Source organism: Bacillus sp. CBEL-1 (genome assembly GCF_004348885.1).
GTDB lineage: Bacteria > Bacillota > Bacilli > Bacillales > Bacillaceae_H > Priestia > Priestia aryabhattai_A.
The window spans coordinates 694119-708016 of the sequence record NZ_SBIM01000013.1; the positions used below are offsets into that span (position 1 = coordinate 694119).

The window sequence follows — 13898 nt, forward strand, 5'->3', positions numbered from 1 at the left end:
AGTTATTTCAAAGGAACACTATAACTACAATTACATTTTTTACATATTTATTCTCTGTTAAGAATGGAAAAATAGCAAGAGCAGGCTTCTGATTTGAAGCCTGCTCTTGCTATTACGAAGATAGCTCTTTAACTTTTTTTGCGTACTTCCGATAAGTTAAGACAAATATAATTCCACATATAATCATAATCCACGGGCTCAAAAATCTCATTAAAGCAAAGGGCGTTTCAAATAGAAAACCCAATATAAATTGAGGATTTTCCATCTCCCAAAGACCTTGAGTATAGTAAGCTGCTTTTGGGTTCCAAATTGCTTCAAAGTTTTTATCTGAGTAAAACAGCATAATGAAAAACAAAATAAAGATCATAAAGAAACCATTATAGTTCATTAGGCGTTTGTAATACGAAATTTGAGAGGAACGGTCTGAAAAAAGCTCAGTATCTCCGTCTGGCTCCCCCATCCAATACTGTGTATGACTCATTTTGGTTCCGGCAATATGCTTCCACCCATAGTCTTCATAGAGCGTTTTATAAGACAGGAAATCTGCTTTATTTTTAAACGTTTGATGATCAAGTCGAATAACATAATTGACAGCAGAGCTTTTAATAAAACGATAGCTTCCAAACATTCCAACTCGCTCACAAAGCCATCCTTTTCTTATCATTTTATTGAGCCACTCTTCTTCTTTCTCCACATCGATAAACAGTTTAAATTTCTTCATGATCACTCACTCCTTATATAAAGAAAGTATATGGGCTAAGCGCTGTTGTTCAACTTCCAAAATGCGCTTCCCTTCGTTCGTAATGTTATACACTTTTCTCCTCGGATCATCGGATGGAACCTGCTTAATCCACTTTTGTTTTAATAAATTTTCAATCGCTCCGTATAGCGTTCCGGCTGCAATCCGAACATCATGATTACTTAGCTCTTCAATTTTTTTCATAATAGCGTATCCATGCAAAGGTTCTCGTAAAGCCAATAAAATATAGTGCATTGTTTCTGATAGCGGAAGCAGTTTATGCTTTTTCACTTGTTCACCCTCTTTATACAGTTCAACTTTATATAACTCAACTATATATAGCCCAACTGTATATGTCAACCCTTTTCCAAAAACATAAAAAGTCATCGATCTCAAAATCGATGACTTTAACTTACTTATTGAGGAGCCTCATATGTAATGCATTCCCAGTGTTTACTACTCATCTTTTCATATGTAATCCAGCCCATTTTCTCTAGTTCTTTTGCGAGTAAACGGTTAAAAAACCCATGACCAACAAGGACGACTGTATGTTTATTTTTAGCATATTGAACTAAGCGTTCTGCTCCAATTTTCGCTCGCTTTCTCGCCTGCTTATACGACTCACATGACTGGCTATATCCAGCCATCCATAAAAGTCTTAACACAACAAGCCAAACAGCTGGTTTGCATTTAATAAACTGACCAAATGTACATTTTGGAAGCTCAACTTCTCTAAAAATACCGTCTGAGTTTAATCTTGATCCTCGCGTTAACAAATTAGCTGAGTGTTGACTTCTTTTTAAATCACTCGTTAGTACGATACCGCTCTTAGCAACAATCTCAATTGTTGACTGCGGGTATTCTTCTTCTTCCTGAACGCCTTTCTCATCATAAATTTCTACCCATTCACGAAACTGTTCACTGCTTATTTTTTCATTTTCTTCCCAAACAGATTTACCATGCCTTATAAATGCTATTTTCATTAATACCCCTTTTCCCAGTTGTCCCACTTATACATTACCAAAATATTCAATTTATTTCCATTGTCAATATTGTGAAATATAAGCTTACAAAAGAAGATCTGAAAAGCTAGTATAATCAACAGCTAAGCAATTTTTCTAGTGAACAGTCGCTAGAAGAGTTAGCTACAAATTATTTAAAAGACAAAATGAATAAACTGTTCCATAGAAAAAAGGAGAAGCTTAAGCGCTCTCCTTTTTTACGATAAAACTTACCAATTAGTTTTCGTTCTTTGATGGAACGGCACAGTTACCATCCACGCATGCTGCATCAACAGAGCCATCTCCAGACAAATCCTGTAACTTAGGAGCAGGGTTTTCTTCTGTCCATACTTTTTCAAGAGCACTAGTGAACGTTTCTTTTGGCTGTGCACCTGAAATTGCATACTTTTGATTAATTACGAAAAACGGAACACCTGTTACGCCGTATTGCTGTGCTAAGCTTTCATCAATACGAACATCATTTGAGTAAGCTGTTTTATCTTCTAGAACTGCTAAAGCTTCTGAACGATTCACCCCAGCTTCTTCCGCTACGCTTACTAACACATCACGATCCCCAAGATTTTTTGAGTCCGTAAAATACGCATATAGTAATTTTTCAGTAATTGCTTCTTCTAGACCTTTTGTTTTAGCAAACTTTGCTAAACGGTGAGCATCAAAGGTATTCGTCGGCTTCATGTTATCGAAATTAAACGTTAATCCAACACTTTTAGCCTGCTGGCCAATACCTTCATTCGCTTGCTGCGCTTGTTCAACCGTCATACCATACTTTTTGGCTAACGCTTCATTAATAGTTTGACCTGTATTTAACGGAGCATTTGGATCAAGCTCAAAGCTTTTAAATTCTACTTCAACATCGTCTCTATGCGGAAACTGCGCAAGAGCATCTTCTAAACGACGTTTTCCAATATAACAAAACGGACAAACAAAGTCTGACCATACTTCAATTTTCATTTTCGCACCTCTTCAATTCAAGATATTTGTTATCATACCATATGACTGAAGAAATTATTAATAAGATGCTCAGTGCTGGCGCTTAAATATAGTAAGGTAAAAACGTTTTCGCTCAACTTCCTGCACGTGTAGTTCGTGAATGGTTTTTACTACATAGTCATTTACGTAAATCATATTCGTTCCTCCTTTTATTTCGTTGCAATGAGAGCTTTGATTGTTTCATTCCAGTATGCTTTAAACATATGCTTTTTCGTTTCAACATTTTGTTTAGCTAGCATTATTGCTTTCTCCTCTGTTACTAACGCTCTCTTTCTATCTTCATTGTATGAGCAAAGAGCTTTTATCGTATCCATCACCTGCCGTATCTTTTGGCATGTTTTTCTACAACTTTAGCCTGAGTTTTTACTACGACTTTAAAAAATGATTTTTTTTCCTTTTATTGTGTTACTTTATTTAAAACAAGAAGTTATACTTTTGATATACGTATAGTGGGAGTATAGGGATTTTTCCTATTTATTAGATTTAATAGTTCCGTATTATGATTGAGAATTTAATTCTATAAAAGCATCTAGTTGAGGTGGTTGTCATATGGGATACAACTAACCTTGAATTAAGAAGGAGGAAATAAGGTAGATGAATCCGATTTTTCTAGCTATTATACTTGGAGAAGTAGCGTTTTGGATGTTCTTATCCCTAGGCTTGCTTTCTCGATACGTGTGGAAAAAAGAAAAGCTCTCTCTTATTCTATTAGCAGCAACACCGCTCATCGATTTATTTCTGCTCGGAGTTACGTTTATGGATTTGTCAAACGGAACCAAGCCAACCTTTTTTCACGGCTTATCAGCAGCATATATTGCCTTTTCAATCGTTTATGGTCATCAAACCATCAAGTGGGCAGACCAGTGGGCGAACTATCGTTGGAACAACGGTACGCTTCCCGAAAAAATAACGTTAGTAGGCGAAGTTAGAAAACAAGAGCAGTGGCGTTCCTTCTATCGCTTTTGTAAATGCTCTTTTATTATGCTTATATTAATTGGATCTGCTTTTTTTATCGTTCCCTTTCAAGATGCTTTTTGGCTCATTTACTGGCTTGTAGCAATTATTTCCTCCATATTTATTTGGTTCATTATGGGTCCGCTTCGATTCACAACAAAAAAGCAGGACACCTCTCTTTGACCATAGCTCTTTTCAATTAGAAAGGAGTTCTTTTTTAGCTAAGCCATTTACAAGTTGCACACGACTCACTAGAATGAAAGTAGACAAACAACAATGTGGGGTTTCATATGGAAATTAGAGATTTACACTATTTTATTGAGGTAGCTAACCATAAAAATTTTACAAAAGCTGCTGCTGCTGTTCACCTATCACAAACAGCGCTAAGCAAAGCCGTTAAAAAAATTGAAACAGAACTAGGTGTTGAGTTGCTGGACCGCTCAATGCGTGAGCTAAAGCTAACTGATGCTGGACAAGTTGTTTATAACCAAGCATTAAAAGCGCTTTCTACATTAGATAAGCTCCCTAACCTACTTGATGACTTAATGAATTTACAAAGCGGCGAGCTAAAGCTCGGGATTCCACCGCTTATTGGTACGTTGTTTTTCCCTAGAATCGCCAAAGGGTTTAATGACCTTTATCCTAATGTTTCGCTAGAACTAGTCGAATACGGCGCAAAGCGAATCGAAACGCTTGTTGAAGAAGATCAAGTGGATTTGGGAATTATTATGCTTCCAGTTAACAAGCACCAAGATGCTTTTCATATTTATCCTTTTATTGAAGAGCAATTTTTACTTTATGTACACGAAAGCCATCCTTTTGCTAGCCGCCAATTCGTAACGCTTGAACAGCTAAAAGATGAAAAATTCATTATGTTTAGCGAAGAGTTTACCCTTCATCACCGGCTAATTCAAGAGACTTTACGCACCGGCTTTATGCCTAATATTGCTTATAAAACTTCACAGTGGGATTTAATTATTGAGTTAATCGCAGCAAAGCTGGGCATTGGTATCCTGCCTGAATCTTTGTCTAAAAAAGTAACGGACCCTTCCGTAACAACTGTGCCTATTCATGATGAATTATTAAGGTGGGAACTAGGCGTTATTACGCGTAAAGAAAAATATATGTCATTTGCCTTAAAGGAGCTTCTTGCTTTTTTAACTTCTTCTACGGACAAGAAACAATAAAAAACCTATCAAATCGGTTTCAGCGATTCGATAGGTTTTTCATTATTGAGCCGTATAACCGCCGTCCATTACAACAGCTTGACCTGTGACACCTTTAGCTTTGTCACTTGCTAAGAAAATTGCATAATCTGCAATTTCACTAACGTCTAGTAAGCGTTTTTGTGGTACGAGTGGATAGATGACTTCTTCTAATACGCTTTCCAATGGTACGTTACGTGTTTTTGCTAAGTCTTCCATTTGACCACGAACAAGTGGAGTATCAACGTAGCCCGGACATAAAGCGTTCACGGTAATACCGTGCTCAGCACCTTCTAATGCCGCTACTTTTGTCAAACCAATTACGCCGTGCTTAGCACTGTTGTATGCTGCTTTCCCAGCAAAGCCGATTAACCCGTTAATAGATGAAACATTAATAATGCGACCAAAACCTTGCTTTTTCATAAGTGGGAACGCATGCTTAATCGCCATAAATGGAGCTGTTAGCATAATTTTGAGCATCAATTCATACTTTTCAGTCGGAAACTCTTCAATTGGTGATACGTGCTGTAAGCCAGCATTGTTTATGATTGTGTGAACTGCACCAAAGTGATTGTTAGCTGTATCAATTAAGTTTTTAATCTCTTCTTCACTGGTTACGTCTGCTTTTACACCAATTGCTTCGTAACCTAAATCCCGAAGAGACGCTGCTGCTTTTTCGACTGCGTCTTGATTAATATCAGAAAGAACAATTTTTCCACCATTTTCAGCAAATTGCTTTCCAATTTCAAATCCAATCCCACGTGCTGAACCTGTAATAACAATAACTTGATCTTTAATCATGCTAATCTCCTCCTACTTTTTATACAATTCCAACTGCTGCTAGCATTATCCCTACTATTAATGCAAGCGTTGGGATAATTAACGCAACCACAAATACATCTTTATACGTTTCTTTATGTCTTAAACCCGTTACGGCAAGCAGTGTTAATAATGCCCCATTATGAGGTAATATAGAGGCACCTGATGCCACGCTGGCAATACGATGTAGCGCATCTGCACTAACTGCTCCAGTTTGAGAAAGCTGATACCAGGTATCTCCCAATGCTTGAAGCGCAATTCCCATACCACCTGATGCTGAACCGGTAATCATTGCAAGCACCTGTACGCTTAGTCCTTCTGAAACAAGCGGATTGCTTGATACGTTTAGAAGCAAATTTGTAATATCTTTAAATTCAGGAACAGCTGTAATAACTGATCCAAACCCAACAGCAGCACTTGTATTAATGACTGCCATTACTGAACCTTTGGCTCCTTCATTAACAGATGAAACAAATGTTTTATACTGCTTGGCATTTAAAATAAAAATAGAGACAATCCCAATTAATAAAGAGATAATTGGTTCCCACTTCAAGATGTTAAGAGTAAAAACAACCACGAGTAATGGAAGCAATGCAACAACAAAATTCCCTGCTGGTTTATCATTCCTTTCTTCTTTCCATCCAGCTGGTTCTGTAAAGCCCTCACCTTTGGCCTTTAGCTTTTTGTCACGATAAGCTAACCACAAATAGCCCCCGACTGCCATCATTAAGCCCGACACTATTCCAATAATGGAACCTGCCATCGCATCTGTCTTAAACGTATCAGTTGGGATTAAATTTTGAATCTGTGGCGTTCCTGGAATCGCTGTCATTGTAAAAGTAAACGCTCCAAGTGCAATTGTCGCTGGCAGCAAATTACGCGAAACGTTCGCTTCACGAAATAACGCAATGGCAAGTGGATAAATAGCAAATACAACAACAAATAAACTCACGCCGCCATATGTTAAAATTGCACATGCTACTAATACACCAAGAATTGCTCGTTTGCTGCCAAATACTTTTGCAATTCGCTGTGCCAATGATTTAGCAGCTCCTGTATCCTCCATTAGCTTCCCAAAAATTGCTCCTAATAGGAAAATTGGAAACCACTTCGCAGCAAAATCAACGAATCCTCCCATATACACATCGGCATACGTAGGAAGCACGTCCAATCCGCTAAAATAAGCCACGAATGTTGCTACCACAGGCGCTACCCAGATAATAGACCAGCCTAGATAAGCAAAAAACATAAGCAGCAGTAAACCAAGTAAAATCACCATATTATGCACCTCCTTCTAGCTGTATGTAATACGTATGTAGTAATAATTGAATCAAAACTAGTGTACATCTACCTATTCGATAAGTGAAATGAATAAAAAGAATAGAAACTATGAGAAAAAGTCGTAGTAAAAGCTTTGATAAGTAAGCGTATAACCGAATGGCACGCCCACAGTTGAAGAAGAACAAAATTTATTGAGAATAATTTTGCAAAGTAGCAAAAAGCACGGAAATAGTCCCGTGCTTTTTGCTTATTTCTCATTCCAAATATCTTTTAACTTCCAACACGTTGCTTCTTTCAGCATACTTTTTCCTGAATAGCTCGTAAATTCTACACTGCAATAGGACTCTGTTGGATAAATACGGCTTGTCATCGTAGCTTCTCCTTCATTAATAAATACTTCAATTGAAGAACGGTCAACAAAAATGCGTAGCTTCAGCTGATTGCTAGCTGCTAGTTTAACGCGACGAATTCCATCTTTTTTCTTTCCTGACTTAGAGCAATCAAGCGTGAGCTTATTTGTAGATTTGTTATAGGTAAGAACCGTGGCCTCATTCTTCTGTCCCCGAAGTACTATCTCTACTTGTTCCGCAGTTACTAAATCCATCTCAGCTTGAAACTCAAACATTGACTCTTGAACATTCATTTCATACGTAGAGGTAATCATTTTATCTTTAGCTGCTGATACCTGCTCTTTTCGAAGCTTTTTCACTTCTGTCACAGGCACCATTTTTATCTTTCCATCAGCTGCAAGCGTAAGTTCTCTAGGTAATGTAAGGGCACCGCACCAACCATCTTTCTTTGTAGGCATATCTGATTCCCACATATCCATCCACCCAATGGCAATGCGGCGGTTTTTATCATCTAAAAATGTTTGAACGGCATAAAAGTCATGACCATGATCTAACTCAATAAATTCTTCGTGAGTAAACTTGTTCTGGCAATACTCATACTCTCCAATCATATAGCCCGTTTGAAACAAGTTTTTATAGTGGTCTCCATCTTCTTTTATCCCCTGTGGTGATATCATCAGCACATGTTTACCATCAAGCTCAAAGAAATCTGGACATTCCCACATATAACCAAGGTGCTCGTTTCCTTCTGCCAGTACCCCAATATACTCCCAGTTTCGAAGATTTGGAGAGCGATATAAAATAACGCGGCCAATGTTGTTTTTAGCATTTCCTACTATCATGTACCAGTGGCTTTCGTACTTCCATACTTTTGGGTCACGAAAATGATGAGAGCTATCTGCTGGTGGTTTTTCAATAACTGGATTTTCTACTACTTTTTTAAAATGTACTCCATCTGTACTAACTGCAATATTTTGATTTTGATAAAACAAGTCTTTTTCTTTATCGATATAATGATGCCCGGTATAAATTAGCGTAAGCTCTCCATCATTATCAACTGCGCTACCAGAAAAGCAGCCATCTTTATCACAAGCATCTTCTGGAGCAAGTGCAATCGGAAGATGTTCCCAATTTACTAAATCTGAACTTTTCACATGTCCCCAATGCATCGGACCCCAATTCTCATCATAAGGGTGATGCTGATAAAAGACGTGATACTCTCCTTTAAATTGAACGAGACCATTTGGATCATTGATCCAATTTGCTGGAGCCATAATATGATAGCCGAGACGATGACGGTTGTTTACCTTTTTCTTTGCTTGTTCCACTGCTTCTGTTGCTTGTTGAATTCCATTTGTTGTTAACATATTCATTCCCCCTACACTATTTTAGGTACATTGTCAGCTTGCTTCAGGCCAGTTCTCTTTTTATGATTTAACAATGTAAAGATTGATAGAATTGTAAAAAACAATACAAATCCACCCATAATTAAATACGTAGTTCTAAAACCAACTAAATCGTATAGCCTTCCTGCAAGAGGAGACATAATAGAGGCTCCTACTTGTGAGGCAAACTGAAAGCCAACTAAGTAAAGAATAGATGATAAACGTGTATCAAAGTTAGCTGCTAAATATTTAAAAATAGCAATTAACATGATTGGTAGTTCAAGTGCATGAATGAGTTTCATAGATGAAATCCCAATTGGCCCACCAACCAAACCAGAACCGATAATGCGAAGTGCCATCAGAAAGCCAGCTAGAATTAAGCTATTCTTTGCCCCAAGCTTATTAACAATAAAAGGTGCTAGAAACATCATTCCAGCTTCCAAGAAAACTTGAAATGAATTTAAATAACCAAAAACTTGATTTCCCAACTGCTCCGTTGGAAATAAGGATGCATAGTAGATTGGAAATTGCTGGTCATATACGCCATAAATGCACGTAACGCCAAGTATATAAATCATGAAGAACCAGAAGTCTTTCAATAAAAAAAGATTCCAAACGTCTTTCATTTTCACAGATTCGGCTTTATTCATCTCTGAATCTGTCATTTCAACTTTGACCGATAAAATGATTAAAACCAGAATGATAGCGGATACAGAAGCGACCCAAAAATTAATATTGGGATTGATATTAAACAGTTGCCCTGCAAAAAACGTCGCTGCCGCCCAGCCTAAAGATCCCCACATTCTCGATTTTCCATACTCAAAGCTATACTTTCTACTGACTTTTTCAATATAAGATTCGATAGCTCCAATTCCTGCTAAGAAGGCCACCCCAAGATATAATCCCCCTACTACTGCTCCAACTATTACATTGGCTTGGAGCAATGGGCCATAGATGAATACGTAAAAAGGTCCTACAAACACCAGTAGCGTACTAATAAAAAATAAAATATTTTTCTTTAAACCAATTTTATCGGAAACATATCCATAAATAGGCTGCATACAAAGAGCAAAGATAGCGTTTACAGAAAAGATAATACCTGTTTCAGCGCCGTTTAAATTCATCTCTTGTCCAAGCCAAATAGAAAATAATGAGTAGCTCGATGACCATGTAAAAAAGAAAAAGAAAAAATAAGCGCTTAACTTCCAATACAAACTTTTAGATTTATTCATCCCTCTAACCCCTTTGAAGTGTACTCATTCCCCTAACAATTGAAAGCACTTTCAATTACATTCTATGTCAACCGGTTTCACATGTCAACGGGTTGACATAAAAAAAGCACATAGCCTATTTTAGGCTATGTATGGTTACGTTGTGCTTCCTTCCAATAACTGAACAGGTAGCTTGGTTTCTAAAGGCATTTCCTCAAACTTTCCTTCAATAGCTTTTAGCAGTAGATTAACAGATTCTTGAGCAATTTGTTCAATCGGCTGCTTAATAGTTGTTAACTCTGGAAGCAGCGTTTGTGTTACATCTGTGCCATCATATCCAACTACTTTTAAAGTACTAGGAACGTCTCTTCCTCGCCTCTTAGCTTCTCGTAAAACCGAAGCTGCAATGACATCATCACTAGCAAAAATCCCATCTACGTTAACTTGTTCATCAAACAGTTGTTTAATTATCCCCTGTTGACTGCGGCGATCAAAAGTTGCGGGAATTTCATAAGTAATTGGTTCTTTTCCACTTTGCCTCATGACGTCTTCATATGCTTTTCGTCTAAACCTCGCTGGCGTTTCTAATTCGACTGGTCCATTTAAATGAACAATATGGTGACATCCTTTTTTCAGCAACAATTCCGTCGCTAACTTTCCACCTGCATAGTTATCTGAACTAACAACTGGTATAGTGTCAGATAAATTCCGATCGATAGCTACAACGGCAAGATGTTCTTTGTGATAGTCAATGATACCTCGGTTATGCGTCCCAACAATAATTCCATCCACTTGGTTACGCATTAACATTTCAACGTATTTCTCTTCTTCATCTACTCGGTTTAAGCTATTACACAAAAGCACTTTGTACCCTAATTTAGTACAAATATTTTCAATGTAAAACGTCAGTTCACCAAAGAATGGATTGGAAACGGTTGGAAAGATTAAACCAATGACGTTTGTTCGCTTATTAAATAGGGAACGTGCTACATCATTCGGGAAGTAGTTAATATCTTTCATCGCTTGATGCACCCGTGCTTTTGTTTCTTCACTAATATACCCTCGATTATTTAAAACGCGAGATACCGTCGTTGGTGATACGCCAGCGCGTTTGGCCACATCGCTAATTTTTGGTTTCATTCTTTAATCCCCCTGCTTTATGAAAACGGTTCACCTTATTATACCTGTTTTTTCAAATAGAAAAAACAGGTACAGTTCGCCTGTACCTGCTGCAACTATTATTAGAGTGAATGATTACGTTTTGTTGTCACCTGTTTTATGACAAACGCAACAAGAAATAAAATGATGCTGCATGCCGCGATGCCAATTGATAGCGTCCCTATTCCAATGCCTGCCCATGGATCGAAAACAGCCGCTGTAACAAAGCTTGCTATAACTCCTACAATCGCAATGCTAAGGCTAATAATCGGTATTAAGTATGGTTTATCCTTACGAAACGAATACGTAAATAAAGAAAGTAGTACGACATATAATAGCGCAATTGTGTACACGTTTCCTATATAGCCAACTAGACTGCTCAGCACCTCATTATTCGTATTCTTAGGAATTGCTAACTCTACTTCTTGTATTTCTTTTGTTTTTAAATCAATGGTTTTTAGCTTATACTCTTCAGGCTGTGCTGCCCAGGCCGTATCATGTAGAAAGGCAACTTTATTTCGCTTATGAAAAAACACAGGAGAATTCACGCTGGATTTTAACGTTGTTAACTGCTCTGTGTTATTTGATTGAACATCGAATAAAAATAGTTCATATTCGTATAATGAACTGTTTTCAGATTCTTGTGAGACTGCTGTATAAGCTACTTGATTCCCAGTTGGAGAAAATGTTGTTTCATACATATCTCCAGGTAATTTAAGTTGCGTAACGGCCTGCTCTTTTTTTGTCTTTATATTATACTCGTATAGTTCATCACTATAATCTTGATCGTTAGGAATTTTATAATAAACTTTTTCATCATCAATTGCCAAATCACTCATGACGAAATAGTCTTTTTTTGTTAGTTGCTTAACCTTTCCCGTTTGTACATCTGCGGCGTAGAGATTATTTCCGCCTTCTTCTGTTCCTTCTAATTTCCCAAGATCTGAAGCTGGCATTCCAATAAAATAGATTTGCTGACTGTTCGTTGAAAATAAGGCGTCCGTTACGTGTAGAGAATCATCACTAATCTTTTGAAGAGATTGCCCATCTGCATTCGCAACGTTAAGAACGTTTGGCTCATCAACACCCGGTTTTTTTGTTAAAAATAAAATTCTTTTGCCATCACTTGAATAGCGGGGTGTATGACTGCGAGTTTCACTCGACGTTGTAAGCTGCTGCACATCCTTTCCGCTTATACTCGAACGGTAAACCTGCTCATTTCCACCTTTATAATATGAAAATAAAAAGCGATCGTCATTTGGAGAGATTGAAATTTCACTCCCTAATCCTGTAAAAAAGCGATAAGGGTCGTTACTTTGCGTATATGATAGATATATACTACTAATTAATAATATAAAAACAACAATCTTAGCGCCCCATAAAAATCCTTTTTTCAATGCTACCCTTCCTTTCTTTATCCAATATTTACATATTACCTTATTTCACTTTCGTATTCTAGAAAATTATTACATTTTCACTATTATAATCTCCTTTATTTCCGTGGAAGAAAATTTTTATTACTCACATTAAGGGATGTTAATACCACAAGCTTTATAAGTTTTGTATAATATAGCTTAAAAGAAAATGTATGCTTGAAAACTGAATAGTCTTCAAACAAGATAAGGGGAAAGATAAAGAATGGCCATTTTATTGGTAGACGATAATTCCGTCAACTTATTTGTAATTGATAAAATTTTAAAAGGTGCCGGCTATACTGATACCGTATCACTAACATCAGCACAAGAGCTTTTCACCTATCTAAAAGTGGATGAACTTCATGCCAAAACACCGCCTGTTGATTTAATTCTATTAGACATTATGATGCCTGAAATCGATGGTATTGAAGCGTGTCGCCGTATTCAAACCGTCCAGCGTTTGAGGAACATCCCCATTATTTTCGTCACGGCTCTTGAGGACTCTTCCAAGCTTGTTGAAGCGCTGGACGCTGGAGGAAGCGACTATATTACCAAGCCCATTAACAAAGTAGAATTGCTAGCTCGCATACGAGTTGCGCTTCGGCTGAAATCAGAGCTTGACTGGCACTCTGAGCACGAAAAGAAGATTCAAACAGAGCTTGATTTAGCTACAAACGTTCAGCGAAACCTTCTTAGTCAATTATTAAAAGAAGATGATATTAAAATGGACGTGTCCTATTTACCATCTTTTAAGCTAGCAGGTGACATGTATTACTGTCATAAAATTGATAAGCATCGATATGGAATTATCTTATTTGATATGATGGGGCACGGAATTTCAGCTTCTCTTGTATGTATGTTTATCTCATCTGTTCTCAGAGAAGCCATTAAACTTCTTGTTGACCCTGAGCTTGTAATTAAAGAATTAAATCGCTATATGACTCTACTTCATACTGAAAAAGATCATATTCCTTATTATTTCACGGGTATTTATATTGTGATTGATACAAAGAATAAAACGGTCGAATACGTAAACGCAGGGCATCCTCCGGGCTTTATGTTGATTGATGGTAAGGAAGTTTTGCCGTTGGAGCGAGGAAGCTGTGCCGTTGGTTTTTTTGATGACATTATCGTCAATAAGTTTATAGTATCATTTGAAGAGGACGTTCAACTCTTATTATTTACAGATGGTGCGTTAGAGGCGATGGGACCTTCCGAAGTGGAGGCAACTGAACAGCTAAAATTAATTACCTCTCAAAAGTGGGAAGACACCTCCATTATCATGGATCAAATTCTTCCTCCCGAACAGCGTGAAAATCAACCAGACGACATGTGTTTACTGCTTGTTCAAGCTAAAGCTATTTAAAAA

General features: G+C 37.4%; 13 protein-coding genes. 3 read left to right on the forward strand and 10 right to left on the reverse strand.

Translation table 11 applies throughout. The features are described from left to right. Positions 1–112 precede the first annotated feature (112 nt). From EPL02_RS13570 to EPL02_RS13585, 4 genes are all read right to left on the reverse strand, one after another. Positions 113–721, reverse strand: coding sequence for a DUF2812 domain-containing protein (locus EPL02_RS13570; protein ID WP_131887994.1), 609 nt, complete (start codon positions 719–721; stop codon positions 113–115). 6 nt (positions 722–727) lie between these two features. Next, complete coding sequence (locus EPL02_RS13575) at positions 728–994, reverse strand: PadR family transcriptional regulator (RefSeq protein ID WP_256993379.1); 267 nt, start codon at positions 992–994, stop codon at positions 728–730. 161 nt (positions 995–1155) lie between these two features. After that, complete coding sequence (locus tag EPL02_RS13580; RefSeq protein WP_094912176.1) at positions 1156–1722, reverse strand: histidine phosphatase family protein; 567 nt, start codon at positions 1720–1722, stop codon at positions 1156–1158. 255 nt (positions 1723–1977) lie between these two features. Continuing rightward, on the reverse strand, positions 1978–2712 hold the full coding sequence (locus EPL02_RS13585) for a DsbA family oxidoreductase (RefSeq protein ID WP_131887995.1): 735 nt from the start codon (positions 2710–2712) through the stop codon (positions 1978–1980). A gap of 633 nt (positions 2713–3345) precedes the next feature. Between EPL02_RS13585 and EPL02_RS13590 the strand changes: the two genes are divergently transcribed. Beyond that, positions 3346–3888, forward strand: a complete 543-nt coding sequence (locus EPL02_RS13590) for a hypothetical protein (protein ID WP_131887996.1) — start codon at positions 3346–3348, stop codon at positions 3886–3888. A 107-nt stretch (positions 3889–3995) separates the two neighbouring features. Continuing rightward, the gene (locus EPL02_RS13595; protein ID WP_131887997.1) at positions 3996–4892 is read left to right on the forward strand and encodes a LysR family transcriptional regulator; all 897 of its coding nucleotides are present in this window, start codon (positions 3996–3998) and stop codon (positions 4890–4892) included. A 42-nt stretch (positions 4893–4934) separates the two neighbouring features. Here EPL02_RS13595 and EPL02_RS13600 read toward each other — a convergent pair whose 3' ends face one another. From EPL02_RS13600 to EPL02_RS13625, 6 genes are all read right to left on the reverse strand, one after another. Next, positions 4935–5711 (reverse strand): 3-hydroxybutyrate dehydrogenase, encoded by a 777-nt coding sequence (locus EPL02_RS13600; protein WP_131887998.1) that lies wholly within the window; start codon positions 5709–5711, stop codon positions 4935–4937. Positions 5712–5730: 19 nt separating this feature from the next. Then, positions 5731–7008 (reverse strand): GntP family permease, encoded by a 1278-nt coding sequence (locus tag EPL02_RS13605; RefSeq protein WP_131887999.1) that lies wholly within the window; start codon positions 7006–7008, stop codon positions 5731–5733. Positions 7009–7257: 249 nt separating this feature from the next. Continuing rightward, a complete protein-coding gene (locus EPL02_RS13610) occupies positions 7258–8727 on the reverse strand; it encodes a glycoside hydrolase family 32 protein (RefSeq protein WP_094912170.1) in 1470 nt (489 codons plus the stop codon). Positions 8728–8738: 11 nt separating this feature from the next. After that, positions 8739–9977 carry an MFS transporter gene (locus EPL02_RS13615; RefSeq protein WP_094912169.1) on the reverse strand — a complete coding sequence of 413 codons (1239 nt, stop codon included), beginning with the start codon at positions 9975–9977 and terminating at the stop codon, positions 8739–8741. Positions 9978–10112: 135 nt separating this feature from the next. Next, on the reverse strand, positions 10113–11096 hold the full coding sequence (locus tag EPL02_RS13620; protein WP_131888000.1) for a LacI family DNA-binding transcriptional regulator: 984 nt from the start codon (positions 11094–11096) through the stop codon (positions 10113–10115). 101 nt (positions 11097–11197) lie between these two features. Continuing rightward, positions 11198–12511: a DPP IV N-terminal domain-containing protein gene (locus EPL02_RS13625; RefSeq protein WP_131888001.1), complete on the reverse strand. Its 1314-nt coding sequence runs from the start codon at positions 12509–12511 to the stop codon at positions 11198–11200. Between the two features lie 241 nt (positions 12512–12752). Here EPL02_RS13625 and EPL02_RS13630 point away from each other — a divergent pair, with 241 nt between their 5' ends. Beyond that, the gene (locus EPL02_RS13630) at positions 12753–13895 is read left to right on the forward strand and encodes a fused response regulator/phosphatase (RefSeq protein ID WP_131888002.1); all 1143 of its coding nucleotides are present in this window, start codon (positions 12753–12755) and stop codon (positions 13893–13895) included. Positions 13896–13898: the final 3 nt, after the last annotated feature.

Excerpts from the sequence above, each read along its gene's own strand:
- EPL02_RS13600 (WP_131887998.1), bottom strand. The coding sequence starts at position 5,711 with ATGATTAAAGATCAAGTTATTGTTATTACAGGTTCAGCACGTGGGATT.
- EPL02_RS13595 (WP_131887997.1), top strand. The coding sequence starts at position 3,996 with ATGGAAATTAGAGATTTACACTATTTTATTGAGGTAGCTAACCATAAA.
- EPL02_RS13580 (WP_094912176.1), bottom strand. The coding sequence starts at position 1,722 with ATGAAAATAGCATTTATAAGGCATGGTAAATCTGTTTGGGAAGAAAAT.
- EPL02_RS13575 (WP_256993379.1), bottom strand. The coding sequence starts at position 994 with ATGCACTATATTTTATTGGCTTTACGAGAACCTTTGCATGGATACGCT.
- EPL02_RS13605 (WP_131887999.1), bottom strand. The coding sequence starts at position 7,008 with ATGGTGATTTTACTTGGTTTACTGCTGCTTATGTTTTTTGCTTATCTA.
- EPL02_RS13615 (WP_094912169.1), bottom strand. The coding sequence starts at position 9,977 with ATGAATAAATCTAAAAGTTTGTATTGGAAGTTAAGCGCTTATTTTTTC.
- EPL02_RS13570 (WP_131887994.1), bottom strand. The coding sequence starts at position 721 with ATGAAGAAATTTAAACTGTTTATCGATGTGGAGAAAGAAGAAGAGTGG.
- EPL02_RS13620 (WP_131888000.1), bottom strand. The coding sequence starts at position 11,096 with ATGAAACCAAAAATTAGCGATGTGGCCAAACGCGCTGGCGTATCACCA.
- EPL02_RS13590 (WP_131887996.1), top strand. The coding sequence starts at position 3,346 with ATGAATCCGATTTTTCTAGCTATTATACTTGGAGAAGTAGCGTTTTGG.
- EPL02_RS13610 (WP_094912170.1), bottom strand. The coding sequence starts at position 8,727 with ATGTTAACAACAAATGGAATTCAACAAGCAACAGAAGCAGTGGAACAA.
- EPL02_RS13630 (WP_131888002.1), top strand. The coding sequence starts at position 12,753 with ATGGCCATTTTATTGGTAGACGATAATTCCGTCAACTTATTTGTAATT.
- EPL02_RS13585 (WP_131887995.1), bottom strand. The coding sequence starts at position 2,712 with ATGAAAATTGAAGTATGGTCAGACTTTGTTTGTCCGTTTTGTTATATT.